The sequence below is a fragment of the Metaclostridioides mangenotii genome (assembly GCF_017873185.1).
Taxonomy (GTDB): domain Bacteria; phylum Bacillota; class Clostridia; order Peptostreptococcales; family Peptostreptococcaceae; genus Metaclostridioides; species Metaclostridioides mangenotii.
Map to the genome: position 1 here is coordinate 19,430 of NZ_JAGGJX010000005.1, position 17,608 is coordinate 37,037.

Consider the following 17,608-nt stretch of genomic DNA (forward strand, 5'->3'; position numbering starts at 1 on the left):
TTTATAAATTATCTGAATTTTTACAGTAAATTCCACGTTAATTAATCCTTATTACATAGTATATCAAACTTTCTTTCCTAAACAAAGTTTTATCTTTGATCTTAAACTTGCCAATTCTAGATAAAAATATATCAATAAATTAAATGTATAGCTGTGTTAATTCTAAATACTATATCCTATATATAAAATTATCATAAAGCAATATTTATATTCACAAAATATTTAACAAAAATTTTATAAATAAAAATATGATTAGATAAAACTCGCCATATTTTATCTAATCATATTTTTTTAGTAAACATATAATTTTTCAAAACTTTAGAACGCGGTTTAACCTATAATTGATTATATAAACATCCGCCAATATTTATATAACTAAGTTTTAAATGCCATTTATTTTTAAAACTAGAATATAACATTATCCACAAAAAGGATACAAAATGTTGTGAAATACCATTTTTTGATGTGAATAAATATTTTCGAATTTTTTATAGTCTTAAACACCTCTAAAGTTCTATGTACTCAACCTTTTCATCATCTTCAACACTTATCCATTCTTCTTCATCAAGTTCTGCATCAGAAATTTGGCCTATAGGCATCTTCATATACTTGCCATGTGCAGTTGCAGCTATTTCTCCATTCGGAAGAATTACCTCACCTGTACCTTCAAATAGCTTTCTATTTTCTTTAGTTATTCTGCCAACTACTTTTATTGTTTCATCCAATGGCACTGGTTTTTTATACTTTACCTCTAAAGAGACAGTTACGCCCCAAATCTGATCGTCATTGATGCTTACAGCTCTTCCTATAGTTTCATCTAATAAAGCTGCAGTCATTCCTCCATGAAGTCTCCCTGGATAACTTTGATGCCAATCTTTAGTCTTGCAAATTGATACAAGCTCTCCATTTTCTAATTCATAAAATCCTGTTTTTAATCCAAGGTCATTTTTAACACCACAAACTATGCAAGATTTTGAAACATTTTGTTTTTTCAATACTTTATACTTCAAAGTTCATCCCTCCTTTAACTACTCTACACCTAATTCTTCTGTAGTTATCTTAAATCTTTTACTAAGTTTACTCAACAGTTTACTTTCATTTTCAGCATCAATAGCATTTAGAAAAATTTTTGATTTTCCTTTATCTGTTATGATTTCAATCTTTCTATCGTTTAGAATAACATCTTTAATATCCCAAAAACTTATTCTTACGTTTCTTTTTTGTCCTGTCAAAAATGTAAATTTATTATTAATATCGATTGAATAGTTATCTATAGACAGATAAACTTCCCTCTGATATTTATTTGTAAATTCACGTCCCTGTCTAAATGCAAATACTGCAAGTAAAATCAGTGAAAAATACAACATTTTACTGTAATCGTAAGCTAGAAAAGCTAATCCCAATGTAGCTATTGATGTGATCATACTGATAATAGTCGCTTTTCTAAAATACCCTCTATCTGAATGCTTTATATGCAAAAATTTATTTTTCCCCAAAGTATTCACTCCTAATACTAAATTTATAATTATCTAGAAATCTACACCAAAGAACTTAATTATCTCATCTTCGTTGTAATTTATAACCAATTCATCTGGAAAATCTACTTCCTTTAATATATCTAAAGCATTTGAAAAATCTCCTACAGAATAGCAAATATGTGCATCACTTCCAAGAATTATCCTAGTTCCATACTCTTTACACAACTCAAGCATTACAACTCCATTTTCTCTAGCTCTTTGTCTATAAGAATTCGGGTTCATAGAAGAGTTATTTACTTCGAGTAAAACATTTTTCTCCTTAGCATATTTAACTATCTCTTTGTAATCAATAGGAAACTGACTATCATCAGGGTGACCTATTATTTTAATTTTTTCATGATCCATAACTTTTAAAATAGATTTTGTATTTTGTTTAATATCACCTGGAGAAATACAAGGCATGTGAAAGCTGGCGATTATATAATCCGCACCTATTGCTATATCATCGCTCACATCTATATCGCCATCAAAATTTATAATATTGGCTTCAATTCCTCTAAGTACCTTAACACCATTTACTTCCCTAGGTATAACATACATATTTTGAAAATAAAATGGATGCCCACCTCCAGGCATATCAGGTGCATGATCCGAAACACCAAGGAACTTTATCCCCTTACTAGATGCAATTTCTATATTTTCCTTAACAGTACTATAAGCATGTCCACTCTCAACAGTATGGCAATGCAAATCTAAAATAGGTTTTGCCATGTCATCCTCCTTAAATCCTTCTATTGTGATCAATATTATATTGTTAATCAAATTAAATCAATTAATACATACAATTAGTTAATCGATATAAAATAAATCATCCAATCTCCTAAATAATATATTAACTCAAAGTAATATAATTTCATATATTATTATCAATTAAAATGAGCTGCCTCAAAATAGAGACAGCTATTTTTTCAAACTCATCCCAAGGCTTTCCTAGTAAATCAAATTGATTTACTAGATGAGTTACAATTAAATTCGTAACGAAAGTGTTACCTTGGATCATGCCTAACAAGCCAATCTGACTTGATACAGCATTTATATTTCTAAATCTTTAAATTTATCTTTAAACAAATCGCCTATACTACCCAAAGAATCCTCTACCTCTAAAAATCCAGAGATATCTTCTTCTGGCTCTCTATTAGCTTCTTTAATTGAAACCAACATTCTCTTGTTCTTTGGCTTAAACTCTAGTACTTTTACTTTTATTTCATCATCTACATTTACTATATTAGTAATCTTAGCTACTCTTTCATCACTAAGTTCAGATATAGGTAAATACGCATCTACACCCTCTGTAACTTGAACAAATGCAGCATTTTCTATTATTCTTAAAACTTTAACATCAATTATATCGCCAACACTAACTTCTTTAGCTATAAGATCCCAAGGATCGTTATTTATATCTTTTAATGCTAAAGCAATTTTTTTAGTTTCTTTGTCTATATCTAATACAAATACTTCAACCTCTTGACCTTCAGAAAGTACATCTTCAACAGAATCTACTCTAGTCCAAGCTAAGTTTTTAATATGAGCTAGCCCTTCAACGCCGCCGATATCTACAAATGCACCGTAAGACATTATCTTTGTAACTTTACCGTCTTTCTTTTGGCCAACTTCAAGGGAATTGAACAGATCTTCTTTAGCTTGTTTGATTCTAGCTCTTTCAGCATCTCTTTCCTCTTTAATTTGCATTCTTCTCTCTGCTCTTTCTTTATCAAGTCTCTCTTGTAAAACGTCTCTATGAGAAGCAACAAGTCTATTCTTCTTGATATCTAACTCTTTTATATAAACTTCTAAATTTTTACCTATATATTTTGATGTGTCTGTTACAAATTTAGTATCTAATTGTGATATAGGTATAAATAAAGTGTACGCTTTAAACGCAGCAAATACGCCTTTTTCAATACTTTTTTCTACATCTACAGTTATTATTCTGTGTTCGTCAAAAGCTTTTTGTATTTCCCCTAAATCAGCTTTTTTATCAGCTTGTAATTTTGAAAGTTTAATTGTTCCATCTTTTTGTGATACCTTTGTTATTACTGCACTTATTTCGTCTCCAACATTAAATAAATCGCTTGGAAATGTTCCTCTTTTTATATTTAATTCATCCAATGATATAATTCCATCAAAACCATTTCCTAAATCTAATTGAACACCATCATTTGAAATGTTGTTTATTTTTCCTGTTATTATTTCCCCTACTTTTACTTTATCTAGCTCTTGCTCTTGTTGTGCAAGTAACTCTTCCATCGTCAGTTCTTGATCCATATTCTACATCCTTTCTTTAATTTAATAAGCATATGTAAATATTATACCATTAATATATGAAATACATATAAATTTCTTAGATCAATTTATATTATTCATCAATTTTTGATAAAGTTTTTTTATAAAAAACTATAAAACATGTAAATGTTACTGTAGCAGCTATTATATCAGCTATTGGTTCCGCTAAAAGCACTGCAAATAATTTATTTTCCATAAAGCCTGGAAGTATAAATATAAGTGGAACCAAAAGTACTATTTTTCTGAGTATAGCCATTAAAAATGATATTTTTGATTTTCCTAAAGCTAAAAATGTCTGTTGACATGAAATCTGAACTCCTATAGTCATAATACCTGCAAAGTAAATTCTCAAACTCCAACTAGTTATATTTACTAGATCAACGTCATTGTTAAAAATTCCGACAAAAACTTGGGGGAATGTCATTAGAGCCAACCACATAATTAAAGCAAAAGAAAAGCATACTATTATAGATAGTTTAAATGTAGATTTCACTCTGTCAAACTGTTTTGCACCGTAATTATAACTGATTATAGGTTGCGCTCCTTGCATAAGTCCAACAATTGGAAGCATTACTATCTGCATTATACTGCTCATTATAGTCATTGCACCTACTGCCAGATCTCCACCAAATAATTGCAGTCTACTATTTAAAGATACTAACACTAAACTTTCTGTTGCTTGCATTATAAATGGCGATACTCCAAGTGCCATAATTCCTATCACAACTGCTTTATTTGGTTTAAAGTACTTAGATCTGATTTTTATAATACTCCTCTTACCAAACAAAAACAAAAGAACCCAAAGCGCTGATACACCTTGCGCAATGATAGTAGCAAAAGCTGCCCCTTTTACACCCATTCCTAATCCAAATATAAATATAGGGTCTAATATAATATTAATAATTGCTCCTATTACAACTGTAACCATACCAGTTGTAGCAAATCCCTGAGTATTTATAAATGGATTCATTCCCATAGAAATAAGAACAAATAAAGAACCCCAAAGGTATATACCTAAATAATCACTAGCATACCCAATGGTTGCTTCACTTGCCCCAAATAGCCATAGTAAATGTTCTTTATTAAGCTGAAACACCACGATTAACACTATAGATACTAATATGAGTATAGAAAAACTGTTGCTCATTATCTTCTCTGCACCATCGTTATCTTTTTCTCCCATTTTAATAGCAGCTAGAGGTCCACCACCCATACCTACAAGTGCACTGAAAGCTGATATTATAAGGATTATTGGAAAAGACACTCCTACCCCAGCCATAGCTATCCCACCATCTACCATTCTGCCAATAAAAATCCTATCAACTATGTTGTATAAGACATTTACAAGTTGGGCGATAATAGCTGGAGTAGCCAATTTAAAAAGAAGTTTGGATATTTTTTCTTTTCCCAGATTCGAACCTCTGTTATTCATCCAATCCCTCCAAATACCTCTAATTATATTTAATTTTTATTATAATATCTAATTTACTTTTTCTTTAATTTCTCCATTGCGTTTGTTTACATAATAAGCATTTTTTACAAGGCTAAGCATATCTAAATCGCTTTTTGAATCAGAAAAAGCATATGAATTTTCATAATCTATTTGAAAAGATTCCTCTTCTAAGTATTCATTTAATCTCTTCACTTTTTCACTTTTTTTACAATTTTTTCCTACTATTTTATTTTGATATTTTGATCCTATACACTCTAACTCGGTCCCAATTACCTTATCTGCCATATCATAACTTTCAAAGTACTTCATATAAGCATACGGAGATGCGGTTATCATTATGACAGGGACTCCATTTTTTTTATAATCTAATATCAATTTTTTCATACAAGTATTTATTTTAGGAATTAATTTTTGCTCAAAAAACTCCTTTAACTCATCCTCTTCAAAGTACTTGATTGCATAATAAATAGCTTCCTTTGCTCTTTCTATTGAAGTCAATCTTAGAATATACATAATTAATACTGAAAAGACATATGGTAAGTTTAAGATAAGTTTAACCGGTTTTTTTTTAATTGCGTAAATAAAAAATTCTCTCATACTGTCTGTATGTATAACAGTATAGTCAATATCCAACAATAATATTTTCTTTTTCATGACAAAATTCCTCATATCTATCTAAAATTGTATAATTATACATGAAACAACCCACAAAAAAACAGTTATTTGAATCCCTCTATCACTAAGTACAATAGTAGTCGGATTTCCATCATCAACCTTTTCTAAAATATAGTTGTATCTAAATACACCATAAACTACAAATATTGTAGTAAATATCATTAATGTCTTTGTAGGATCGCTAGTTGAATAAAGTGCATATGACACTATAATACTACTCATTATAACAGTCATCATTTGGTTTATATTTTCAACACTGTATTCTTCAAGTATCTTTCTGTGTTGTGATGCTCGTCCTTTTAAATATTCAATCTCGCTTTTTCTTTTTCCTAATGCAAGATATAATGATAAAAAGAATGTACATAAAATTATCCAATTAGAAACACTAACCCCAATTGCCACACTACCTGCGAGGACTCTAAATAAAAATCCAAATGCAATAGAAAATACATCTAATATCACTACATGTTTTAATACAAAAGAGTAAAATAAATTATTTATTAAGTATAATGCCAAAACAATCAATAGTTTTATATTTACAGAGTAAGCAGTAAATAATGCTATTAGACACAATAAAACACCTAAAACAGCTGCGTTTCCTATCTTGATGTCTCCACTTGCTAAAGGTCTATTACGCTTTTTAGGATGTTCCCTATCTTTTTCAACATCAGCTATATCATTTAATACATAGACAGATGACGATAAAATACAGAACGATATAAACGCTAAAATATTTGGAAGTATAAGCTGTACATCTAAAATATTATTTGAAAATATTATAGCTGCAAATACAAATAAATTTTTTATATACTGTTCTGGTCTCATTAATTTTATATACTTACCGAGTAAACTTGTTTTATTAACACATGAATCATTCATTCTAATAATCCCCCCTCGTATACTTATCTTATAAATGGATAATATTTAACCCCTATTTCGAATATCTCTTTAAAACCAATTATATTACTTATAATTATTGCTAAAAGTACTATTCCTAAAAAAATATTATACACAACTTTTTCTTTTTCCTTTAATGATTTTGTGAAATAAGATAGCAGGATTATCACTGCAAAACTAAATTGTATCGTCATAATACTTGCATTCAATAAATTATATCCTATGATGCCGTGCAAAACTATATTTGTAATTAATACTCCAAAAGAAAGTTGTACTATTTTTCTATCCAAATTATCTAGTAATGTAAGTATACAAAAGCATAATATCAATAAAATTAGAATTACATATATTTTATTCACACTTCCATTTTGTAAAAGCATTCCTTTATCAAATTTTGCGGCTGGGAAAAATAACACTGGGCATAATAGCCTATTAACTATCATCGATAATTTTTCTAATATGGGAATACTTGCTAAAAATTTAGTATCACTTTGTGCCGTTTGAGCAAGAGTAAAGAAAGATTCATAAGATCTAGTAGAAACTGTGATAATATAAGCTGAAAATATAAATACTCCTATATGTTTTAACATCTTTTTTACTTTAAATTTATATTTTAAAATTAAATCAAATAAATATAAATATACATTTGTAATTGTTATTCCAAGCAAAGGTATTGCTGCAATATCCACAATATACGAATCTTTATCTTTAAATTTCTCAGACAACATCATAAATAAGACTAATGATAACTGAGCATAAATAAATCTCTCTACATTAATAGTCATCAGCATCTGTGGAAACGAAACCATCATTATTGACATAATCAATACTGTTGTTATTCTCTGAAGTTTCAATTTTCTTATATGATTGAACACCATAACAATAGATGTAGAGCTTATGAGGATCTGTACAAATATTAGTGAAAAACCATAAATTGTCTTAAAATCAAATAGACCAATATTTGACATCCATAAGCTTAATTCGTATGCTGGATAACAAAATATTGATACAATAGCTGAAAACAAAAAATGTTTCCCATTATCAGTAGATGTAACAAAAGTATTCCAATTTATAAGTACACCTGTATCTGTATCGAGTACAACATCATAATTATTATTTAGTTCATAAAAAATTGTCGTTTCTTTAAAAAATATTAAAGTCACAGTAAGATAAAATGCCACACATATTACAAATAAAATAAATTCACTCTTATATTTTTTTGCATAACTTATAAGTCCAGAGTTTTTTTCCAAAATTTTATCACTCCTAAACATTTAATTTTCTATTCTTTACTATATCAAACTTCCACTTATTTAGCTATGCTTTAGCAATAAAATAAGTAGAATAAGTCCCTTTATAGAGAGATTCATTCTACTTGATTTGTTTGCTAATAAAATAAATTTTATAATTTCTAAAGCTTATAAAAAGGTTCAATATGAACAATAACCTGAGTATTTGTATTTATCTCAGTTTTTATTTCTTTCTCTATTCTATGTGCTAATTTATGTGACTCTTCTACACTAATGAACGGCTCTACCATTATATGCATATCAATATGCAAGTCGTTTTTACTTCCCCTACTTCTTATATTATGAACATCTTTGACCTCATTAAACTCAAATACAAGCTCTTTTATCATACTTTTATCTACAGCTGCTCTATCTATCAAAATACCAATAGAAGACTTTAGAACCTCATACGATGAGTTTATAATAAACCCTGACACCGCAAGTGATACGATAGGATCAACTATTGAAGGAAGGCCTAATCTGACCCCTAAAAGCGTGAATAAAACTCCAATAGAAATAAATATGTCACTTTTCGTATGTATTGAGTCTGACATCAATATCTGGCTATTTAGCTCTTTACCAACTCTATACTCATATGTAGATACAAATATATTTATAGCCAGAGTTACAACCATAACGATTAAACTCAGAGCATTAATAGATAATTCTACAGGATTTTGCAGATTATAAAATGCCGTAAGTATAATTTTAATAGCAATGAATAAAAGCATTATTCCTATAATTAAACTTGCTATAGCCTCAATTTTCTTGTGTCCATACGGGTGGCTCTCATCCTTTGGTTTAGATGCAAAAAATATAGCTATAAGTCCGATAATATTAGAAGTACCATCTGAGAGAGAGTGAAATCCATCGGCTGTCATACTTGCACTTTTAACAGAGCTACCTACGATTATTTTTATCAGCGCTACACCGAGGTTTGCAAATAGAATTATTGAAAGAACTTGATTAACTTTTTTATAATTATCTGATACCATCTTTGTTTCCCCCTCGTTTTGTATTTAGACGGATTTGTATTTATACTCTAATATATTCATTTACTCACCCATTGGTTACTGGTTTTTATGTAATCCTAAAAAAGGATGCTATGATGTTGATAGTGGTTGTGTAGTACATTTTTAGACGCTCTATGTCTAACATGTACTTCACGACCACTGTCAATGTCGTCGCATCCTTTTATTTATATTTTATTTAAACCTTTTATTTACTAATTAATCCTTCTTGGACTAGGAAGTTGTGTGCTACATCCTCTGGTGATTTGCCTTCTTCATCTACTTGGTAGTTAAGCTCCATCATTTTTTCTTGGCTTATTCTGTCTGATAACATATTCAATACTTTTTTAAGCTCTGGATATTTTTCTAGGGTATCTTCTCTTACTATTGGTGCTGCATAGTATGGTGGGAAGAATCCTTTGTCGTCATCAAGTATTTTTAGTTTGTATTTTTTAACTAGTCCTTCTGTTGAGTTTGCATCTATAACTTGTGCTTCATTTTTATCCACTGCTGAGTATCTTAGACTTCCGTCAACTGCTTTTACATCTTTAAAGTTCATGTTGTATAGTTTTGATAATCCTACATATGCGTCTTCTCTGTTTTCGAATTCTAGTGTACATGATAAGATTAAGTCTTTGCTGTACTTGCTTAAATCTGACATTGTTTTTATTCCGTATTTATCTGCTAACTCTGGTTTCATTGCAAGTGTCCATGTGTTGTTAAATCCAATTGGATCTAGTAATGTCAGCTGATGTTCTTTTTCCATTGTTGATTTTACTGTATTGTACGCTTTATCTGGATCTCTTACCATGTCGTGTTTCATTACATTTAATAAAAGTACTCCTGTATAGTCAACGTACATGTCTAATTCCCCACTGTCCAATGCGTTAAATGTTACTGATGCTCCGCCTAGGTTTAATTTTCTCTCTACATTCAGATCTGTATGCTCTTCAATTAAGTCTGCATACATATTTCCTAAAACTAATTGTTCAGTGTAGTTCTTAGATCCTACTGTTATTGTTTCTTTCTTCCCTGAAAATGCCGGTACTACTGCTGTAAATATTATTGTCACTATTAATATTGCACTTACTACTTTTAATCCGATAAAGTTCTTTTCACCTCTTTGTAAATCTAACCCTCTAGGTGTTACTGCTATTTCTATTTGTGAGAATATATAGTCTACTAAAAGAGCTAGTATACATGAAGGTATAGCCCCTGCTAGTATCATGTTGTTGTTTACTGTTTGAACCCCAGAGAATACTAAATAACCAAGCCCTCCAGCTCCTATGAAGGCTGCAAGCGTCATAAGTCCTACTGCTGTAACTGCAGATATTCTAACCCCTCCCATTATTATTGGAAGAGCTAGTGGAAATTGTATTTTAAATAGCGTCTGGTTTCTTGTAAGCCCCATTCCTTTTGCTGATTCTAGAACTACTGGGTCGATACTCGTTATTCCTATGTAGGTATTTTTTACTATTGGTAGTAGCGAGTAGATTACAACTGTAAATATTGCTGGCTTACTTCCTATTCCTAGTATTGGCACTAGCAATCCAAGCAGTGCCATCGATGGTACTGCTTGTACCAAGTTTACAAAACCTAGTATTATTTTTCTAAGTTTCGGAGTTCTAGATATCAAAATCCCAAGTGGAACCCCTACTAATATAGCTATTATGATTGCTGTGGCTGTTAAACTAACGTGTTGTACTAGTAAGTCTATTATCTTTCCTTTTTGTTGAAGTACGAAATTAAAGAAACTATCCAAGTATGCTCACCTCCATCTCAAGGAACTGTTCACTTAATACTGAAAGTAAACTACTTCTAGTTATAAGCCCAACCAATCTTCCTTCTGAAGATACTACTGGCATGTATCCAATTGAGTTTTTGTTCATTACTTCAAGTATCTCTACTAAACTATCTCCTTCATTTACATAAAGAGGATCTTTTGACATTATATCCTTTAAAGTCTCTGTCTTGTCCATAGTAGCTTTTATGTCTTTTACTGTTACTATTCCCTTAAGTTGCTCTTCTTTATCTACTATAAGTAAACTGTCTACTTTACTAGTTCTCATTATTTCTATTCCCTGGGTAACTCTTCTGTTACCTTTAACTGAAATAGGATTTTTGATCATTATGTCTCTCGCTTTTATATACTCTGGATTATCCCAAAGTCTATTTTCTCCTATAAAGTCTTTTATAAATTCATTTGCTGGGTTTCTAAGTATGTTTTCAGGTGTGTCGTATTGAGCAATTTGACCGTCCTTCATTATACATATTTTATCTGCGATTTTTAGCGCTTCATCCATGTCGTGAGTAACGAATATTATTGTCTTTTTAAGCTCTTCTTGAAGTGTAAACAATTCATCTTGAAGCGATGTTCTTGTTATTGGATCTAATGCACTAAATGGCTCGTCCATTAGTATTATATCTGCATCTGTGGCTATTGCTCTAACAACGCCTATCCTCTGCTGCTGACCACCACTTAATTCTGAAGGGTATTTGTCTAAGTATTCTTCGCTTTCTAAATCAACCATCTTAAGTAGATCATTTGTTGTTTGCTCTATTTCTTCTGTTGACTTTTCCTTTTTAAGTTTTGGAATAAGTTCAATGTTTTCTTTAATTGTTAAATGAGGGAACAACCCTGTATTTTGTATGACATAGCCAATATTTCTTCTTAACTCTATTTCATTTTGTTTTGAAATCGGCTTGTCATTGATATATATATCTCCCGAAGTCGGCTTTATAAGTTTGTTAATAAGCTTTAATGTAGTTGTTTTACCACATCCACTTGAACCTATAAGGACAACTAACATACCTGTATCTATTGATAGGGAAATATCGTTTAATATCGTTTTGTTACCTATCTTTTTTGTAACATTTTTAATCTCTATCATATAATTCATCTCCTTATTATACAAGCAACTTATAAGTTTTTTATAAGTTGCTTCATTAAATTATAACACAAGTAATAAATTGTGTAAACAAACCAAAAGGTTACATAACTGTTTTATCTGATACTAATTACGTAGTAAAACGTCTATTTCTCCTTAAAAAATAATGTATATTAATATATTTTTATACAAAAAAACACCTTTAGTTGTAACTGCTTTAAAACTTTCGTCACTTCCATAGGTGTAATTTTATTATATTAAATGTTATTTTAATTTTATATTAAATGACTAACTGTAGTAAAGATTTTGTGATTGGTACTCTGGATCACAAGTTACATCTACACCAAGTTTTCTAAATGTTTGTTCATCATCAAGACTTAAAATTGTAGTTGAGTGAGCTTGGCATCCTTTTAGCTGATCTAGTTTTTCCATTGCAAATTGTGCAGTAGGATTTGTTACAGCACAAATGCTTAGCGCCATAAGTATCTCTTGACAGCTTAATGAAGCATTTTTACTTGAAAGAACATTCGATTTTAGATTTATTATCGGCTCAAGTATTACTGGTGATATTAAGTGCATATCGTCTGATATATCACCTAAATACTTAATTGCATTTAACACAGCAGCTGCTGTACCATTCATTAGATCCGATGATTTACCCGTAATTATCTTTCCATCTTCTAGCTCTAAAGCTACAACAGGACAAGTATCGTTCTTTAATGCTTTCTCTTTAAGTTTTTTACTATATTCTCTCGCTGGAGTAACAACAGTTCTATCTTCTGGCTTAAGATTAAGTTCCTCCATAATTATCTTCATTCTATCTAGAGCTCCTATATCTACTTGTCCTTTTTTACACTCACAAGCAGTTTTAAAGAAACGTCTTATTATCTCTTCAATGGAAGCTTTTTTAACTACCTCATCATCAATTATACCATATCCGACACGGTTCACACCCATATCTGTAGGAGATTGGAATATAGACTCTTCTCCTGTTATTTTTTCTATGATTTTTTTAAGAACAGGGAATAATTCTAGATCTCTGTTGTAGTTTACTGCCATTTCTCCATATTCTTCAAGATGAAATGAATCTATCATATTTACATCCTTTAAATCAACTGTCGCCGCTTCATATGCGATATTAAGTGGGTGTTTTAATGGTACATTCCAAACTGGAAATGTTTCAAATTTAGAATATCCAACTGCATTTCCTCTTTTGTTTTCATGATATAACTGGCTAAGGCATGTCCCAAGTTTTCCACTATTTGGACCTGGAGCTGTAACAACAACTATAGGTTTATAAGTTTCTATATACTCATTTGCTCCAAAACCTGATTCGCTTACTATCATATCTACATCAGACGGATATCCTTTTGTTGCGTAATGTTTGTAAACTTTTATACCTCTATTTTCAAGCTTATTGATAAAAACAGTAGTAGCTGGTTGACCATCGTATCTTGTAATAACGACGCTCGTTACATCTAGTTCATATCCTTTTAAGTCGTCAATAAGTCTTAAAACTTCCATGTCGTAAGTTATACCAAAGTCGCCTCTTATTTTGTTTCTCTCAATATCTCCTGCATAAACACATACCACAACTTCAACTTTTTCTTTCATGTGTTGCAAAACTTTTATCTTAGCATTCTCATCAAATCCAGGTAAAACTCTCTTTGCATGAAGGTCCATTGTAAGCTTACCTCCAAACTCTAAGTAGAGTTTATCAAAATTATTTACTCTCTCAAGTATATATTTAGACTGCTCTCGTAAATATTTCTCATGGTCAAATCCTATTTTCATCTTAACACCCCACTAAAATAAATTGTTTTTTATCTATATTCTTGTTACAATAAATATCTATTAATATTTAATTTAACTTTTTTAACTCAACTTTAAATTATACATTTTTAGTAGATATTTTTCAAGAATGTTTTAGTCTTAAAATTGATTTTATTTTCATAAAGAAAAGAAGGTAGTAATATACTACCTTCTAAGTACAAATAATATTCTTATTTCCAAAATATTTCTTAAGTGAAAGTATTTTTCAACTTAGATTAGCATCCACTTACGTCTTCGCATTGACCACAAGATATAACTATTAATAGTACTATTAAGAATGGAATCCAGTCACAAATTTCTATTTCATCCCAACATTCTTGGAAAGCTAGGAATAGGAAGAATAATATTATTATCCACCATCCGCATCCTCCAAAAAATTCATTTCCTTTTCCACATCCTCCAAAGAATCTATCTAACATAATGCTACCTCCTAGTTGATTTAGTGTGGAGTTTTAACTCCTAGACTATACTATGAAGATAAACTAAAAAGTGTTAATCTATAGATTTTAATGATTCTACCATTTTCACTTTTTTAAGCTTGAAGTACATAGCAAAATTTACTATTACCCCTAGTAGTAATGTTATTACTATGGATAGAATATAGCTTTTAGGGCTTATTATTCTCCCAAACATCAAATTGTCTACTTCTAGTGTAACCATAATAAATCTATGAAGTAATTTTCCTATGCCTATTCCCGAAAATGTACCTACCACTGTAAGTAAAATATTTTCTCTGTATATATATGCAGAAACTTCATTGTCATAAAATCCTAAAACTTTGATAGTCGCTATCTCTCTAATTCTCTCAGAAATATTTACATTTGTAAGGTTGTAAAGTACTACAAACGCAAGAGCTCCTGCTGAGATTATCATTATAAGTACTACATAGTTTAGGTTGTTTACAGTATCGCCGAAGTTTTCTTTTATTCCTGTGTTAAAGCTTACTCCTTTAACATCAAGATCTTTAATTAAATCTTTAGATACTGAAGATTCATTTTTCTCTGAAGTTTCATTTACGTTTCCAAATACCCTATTGTAATTAGCCTCTCTTCCAAATACCTTTTGGTAGTAGTCCTTTGACATATAAACATAATGTGAAACATAGTTTTCTACAACATCAGTAACTAACACTTCAGATTTTTTATCCTCTTCATTAGTCAACTCTACCTTGTCTCCAGCTTTTACTCCCAGTTTAGTGGCTAATTTTTCAGTAAGTACCACACCATTGTTCTCTATATCAACATTTTTTTGCGATTCTCTTTCTTTTAAAACTATGAATTTCTTCATATGCTCTTTGTCATCAGGAATATATATCGAAATTTTATTCTCTTCGTTTCCTTTCTCGATATCCCCATTCTGTAAATTGGCAAACTGATAATCTGTAATTCTCTTATCTTTTGAAATATAGTCAGCTGCTTTTATAATACTGCTAGATTTAGAATTATTATCGAGCGTTACCATAATATCGTACTTATAAATCGCTCCGAATTGTCTATCCACAATCATTTTTATTGAGTCCTTGATACCAAATCCTGTAAGTATAAGTGCAGAGCATCCTGCAATACCTAACACTGTCATCAAAAATCTCTTTTTATACCTAAACAAGTTTCTTATAGTTACTTTTCCTATAAAGCTTATTTTATTCCAGATAAATGGAAGATTCTCAAGCATAATTCTCTTTCCGTTTTTAGGAGCCTTAGGTCTCATAAGAACTGAAGGAGTCTCTTTAAGCTCTTTCCTACAGCTAAAGTATGCTGCCAGTGAAGTTATAAGTATAGAAACTATAGTAACTCCTAATGCTATTGGTATATTAAATTCAAGTATAGCCGGCGGTACAATAAACATCATCCGATAGGCATTGTAAATAATAAACGGAAAGGCTGTATAACCAACAGCAATACCTAATACACTTCCCATCAAGCTTGCACTAAGAGCGTATACAATATACTTTTGAGCGATTCTACTTTGATTGTACCCTAACGCTTTTAAAGTACCTATATTTATTCTCTGCTCATCAACCATTCTTGTCATAGTTGTAAGTGAAACTAGTGCTGCTACAGAAAAGAAAAATACAGGAAAAATTGATGCAAGCGCGTCTATATTTTCAGCTGCTTGTGAATACTGAACATATGAATTTAAACTATTTCTATCTAATATATACCATTCTGGCTTTTTAAGTTTTGCCACTTCATCTTCAGCATCTTTTAATTTCTTTTCAGCCTTTTCAAGCTCATCATTAGCCTTATTCTTTGCTTCTTCAAACTCTGGCCATCCACTTTCTATCTTGTTTTTAGCATCTTTTAATTCATTTTCAGCTTTTTTAAACTCAACCTTAGCTTTTTGCTCCGATAATTTTAGATTTTCTTTTCCCATTTCGATCTTTTTCTTGTTTGCTTCTAGTAAAACTTTTGCACATGTAAGTTGAGATTTAGCACTCTCATACTGTGCTATACTTTTATCTAACTCTCGTTTACCTTTATTGTACTCTGATGTAGCATAATTTAAGTCTTTCTTTAAACTATCAATCTGAGATAATATTGTTTCCCTTTGTTCTTCAGTGAGGTTCTCATCATTTAATTGATTTTCTAATTGCGAAATTCCAGCCTTTATTTTATCAATCCCAGTTTTAGCTTCATTGAGTTTAGCTTTTCCAGCTGCTATGTCACTCTCTATCTTTCCTTTATTAGTTTCAAATTGACTTTTAGATTGCTCGTACTTATTGTATCCTGCTTTAAGCTCTTTTTCACCCTTTGCTATCTCTTCCGTACCATTTTTAATTTGGTTGCTTACTTCTATTTTTTTAGCCTCTAATTGTTTTTTTCCATCTTTTAACTTCTGTTCCGAATTAATTAATTTATTTTCAGCATCTGATAATTTATTTTCTACTTCTTTTCTCTTGTCTTCAAATTCTTTCTTACCATCTTTTAATTTTTCAGTTGCCTCTTTTTTTACCTCATTGTACCTTGCATCTATTCTAGAACCCGATATAGCATCAAGATTATCCGACACTTCATCCACTAAATCAAAATAATCATCCTTATAAGTGTTTTTCTCTTTCGCTCCTTTTACAGTTAAAAATATATCTGTATAAGCTTTCATATCGAAATCACTCTGAGGTACCATAATAAATCCAGAAACTGTTCCACTTCCAATACTGCTCTCCTCATTGTCATGAGTAGTATAATAGGGTGTCTGAACTTGGCCAACAACTGTGTACTCAGTATTTTTCATACTTTCATCTAGATTTTCTTCTTTTCCAGATTCAAGTTCTAACTTAGTGCCTATTGGAATATCATAATCTTTTATTCCAAGGCCTTCAACTACGCATTCCCCAGATTTCTCTGGAAGTCTACCTTTTACTACTTTCACTCTATTAATGTAGTCTTTGTCTTTACTATCTTTATTAGACACAGGTAGCCCGTGCACTCTAAATACCTTTTCTTGATCTTTATACTTTGAAACCACATCTATCGAATAAGTTGGAAGAACCCCCTCAACACCTTTGACCTTCTCTATTTCATCTACATCCGGATCAGTTAGTCCTAGTGTAGACAAAAGTCTTATGTCCATAAGATTATACTCATCGTAATAATTATCAGTCGTATCTTTCATAACTATAGGAGATATCTTTATCCCAGAGAAAAAAGCAACTCCCAGAGCTACTATAAATAAAATAGATAAAAATCTACCTATAGACCCCTTTATATCCCTCAAAATGTCTTTAGTTAAAACATTTTTCATC

The 17,608-nt window shown here is 30.6% G+C and carries 14 protein-coding genes; all 14 read right to left on the minus strand.

Features of this window, described 5'->3' with window-relative positions:
- Positions 1-506 precede the first annotated feature (506 nt).
- Positions 507-1,010: a PaaI family thioesterase gene (locus tag J2Z43_RS10825; RefSeq protein WP_209457218.1), complete on the minus strand. Its 504-nt coding sequence runs from the start codon at positions 1,008-1,010 to the stop codon at positions 507-509.
- Positions 1,011-1,028: 18 nt separating this feature from the next.
- Positions 1,029-1,496, minus strand: a complete 468-nt coding sequence (locus J2Z43_RS10830) for a hypothetical protein (protein WP_209457219.1) — start codon at positions 1,494-1,496, stop codon at positions 1,029-1,031.
- Between the two features lie 33 nt (positions 1,497-1,529).
- Positions 1,530-2,249 carry a phosphatase gene (locus tag J2Z43_RS10835; protein ID WP_209457220.1) on the minus strand — a complete coding sequence of 240 codons (720 nt, stop codon included), beginning with the start codon at positions 2,247-2,249 and terminating at the stop codon, positions 1,530-1,532.
- Between the two features lie 321 nt (positions 2,250-2,570).
- Positions 2,571-3,803, minus strand: a complete 1,233-nt coding sequence (locus tag J2Z43_RS10840; RefSeq protein WP_209457221.1) for a 30S ribosomal protein S1 — start codon at positions 3,801-3,803, stop codon at positions 2,571-2,573.
- A gap of 91 nt (positions 3,804-3,894) precedes the next feature.
- Positions 3,895-5,253, minus strand: a complete 1,359-nt coding sequence (locus tag J2Z43_RS10845) for an MATE family efflux transporter (protein WP_209457222.1) — start codon at positions 5,251-5,253, stop codon at positions 3,895-3,897.
- 48 nt (positions 5,254-5,301) lie between these two features.
- A complete protein-coding gene (locus tag J2Z43_RS10850; protein ID WP_209457223.1) occupies positions 5,302-5,928 on the minus strand; it encodes an HAD family hydrolase in 627 nt (208 codons plus the stop codon).
- 21 nt (positions 5,929-5,949) lie between these two features.
- Positions 5,950-6,828, minus strand: coding sequence for a decaprenyl-phosphate phosphoribosyltransferase (locus tag J2Z43_RS10855; RefSeq protein WP_209457224.1), 879 nt, complete (start codon positions 6,826-6,828; stop codon positions 5,950-5,952).
- Between the two features lie 23 nt (positions 6,829-6,851).
- Positions 6,852-8,099: a hypothetical protein gene (locus tag J2Z43_RS10860; RefSeq protein ID WP_234926367.1), complete on the minus strand. Its 1,248-nt coding sequence runs from the start codon at positions 8,097-8,099 to the stop codon at positions 6,852-6,854.
- 158 nt (positions 8,100-8,257) lie between these two features.
- The gene (locus tag J2Z43_RS10865; protein ID WP_209457226.1) at positions 8,258-9,130 is read right to left on the minus strand and encodes a cation diffusion facilitator family transporter; all 873 of its coding nucleotides are present in this window, start codon (positions 9,128-9,130) and stop codon (positions 8,258-8,260) included.
- Positions 9,131-9,353: 223 nt separating this feature from the next.
- Positions 9,354-10,907 carry an ABC transporter permease/substrate-binding protein gene (locus J2Z43_RS10870; RefSeq protein WP_209457227.1) on the minus strand — a complete coding sequence of 518 codons (1,554 nt, stop codon included), beginning with the start codon at positions 10,905-10,907 and terminating at the stop codon, positions 9,354-9,356.
- Positions 10,900-12,036, minus strand: coding sequence for a betaine/proline/choline family ABC transporter ATP-binding protein (locus J2Z43_RS10875; protein WP_209457228.1), 1,137 nt, complete (start codon positions 12,034-12,036; stop codon positions 10,900-10,902). Before J2Z43_RS10875 ends, J2Z43_RS10870 begins: the two co-directional genes overlap by 8 nt.
- A gap of 285 nt (positions 12,037-12,321) precedes the next feature.
- Positions 12,322-13,827, minus strand: a complete 1,506-nt coding sequence (locus J2Z43_RS10880; RefSeq protein ID WP_209457229.1) for a DUF1846 domain-containing protein — start codon at positions 13,825-13,827, stop codon at positions 12,322-12,324.
- A gap of 254 nt (positions 13,828-14,081) precedes the next feature.
- Positions 14,082-14,285 (minus strand): hypothetical protein, encoded by a 204-nt coding sequence (locus J2Z43_RS10885; protein WP_209457230.1) that lies wholly within the window; start codon positions 14,283-14,285, stop codon positions 14,082-14,084.
- Between the two features lie 73 nt (positions 14,286-14,358).
- A complete protein-coding gene (locus J2Z43_RS10890) occupies positions 14,359-17,607 on the minus strand; it encodes an ABC transporter permease (protein ID WP_209457231.1) in 3,249 nt (1,082 codons plus the stop codon).
- Between the last annotated feature and the right edge of the window lies 1 nt (position 17,608).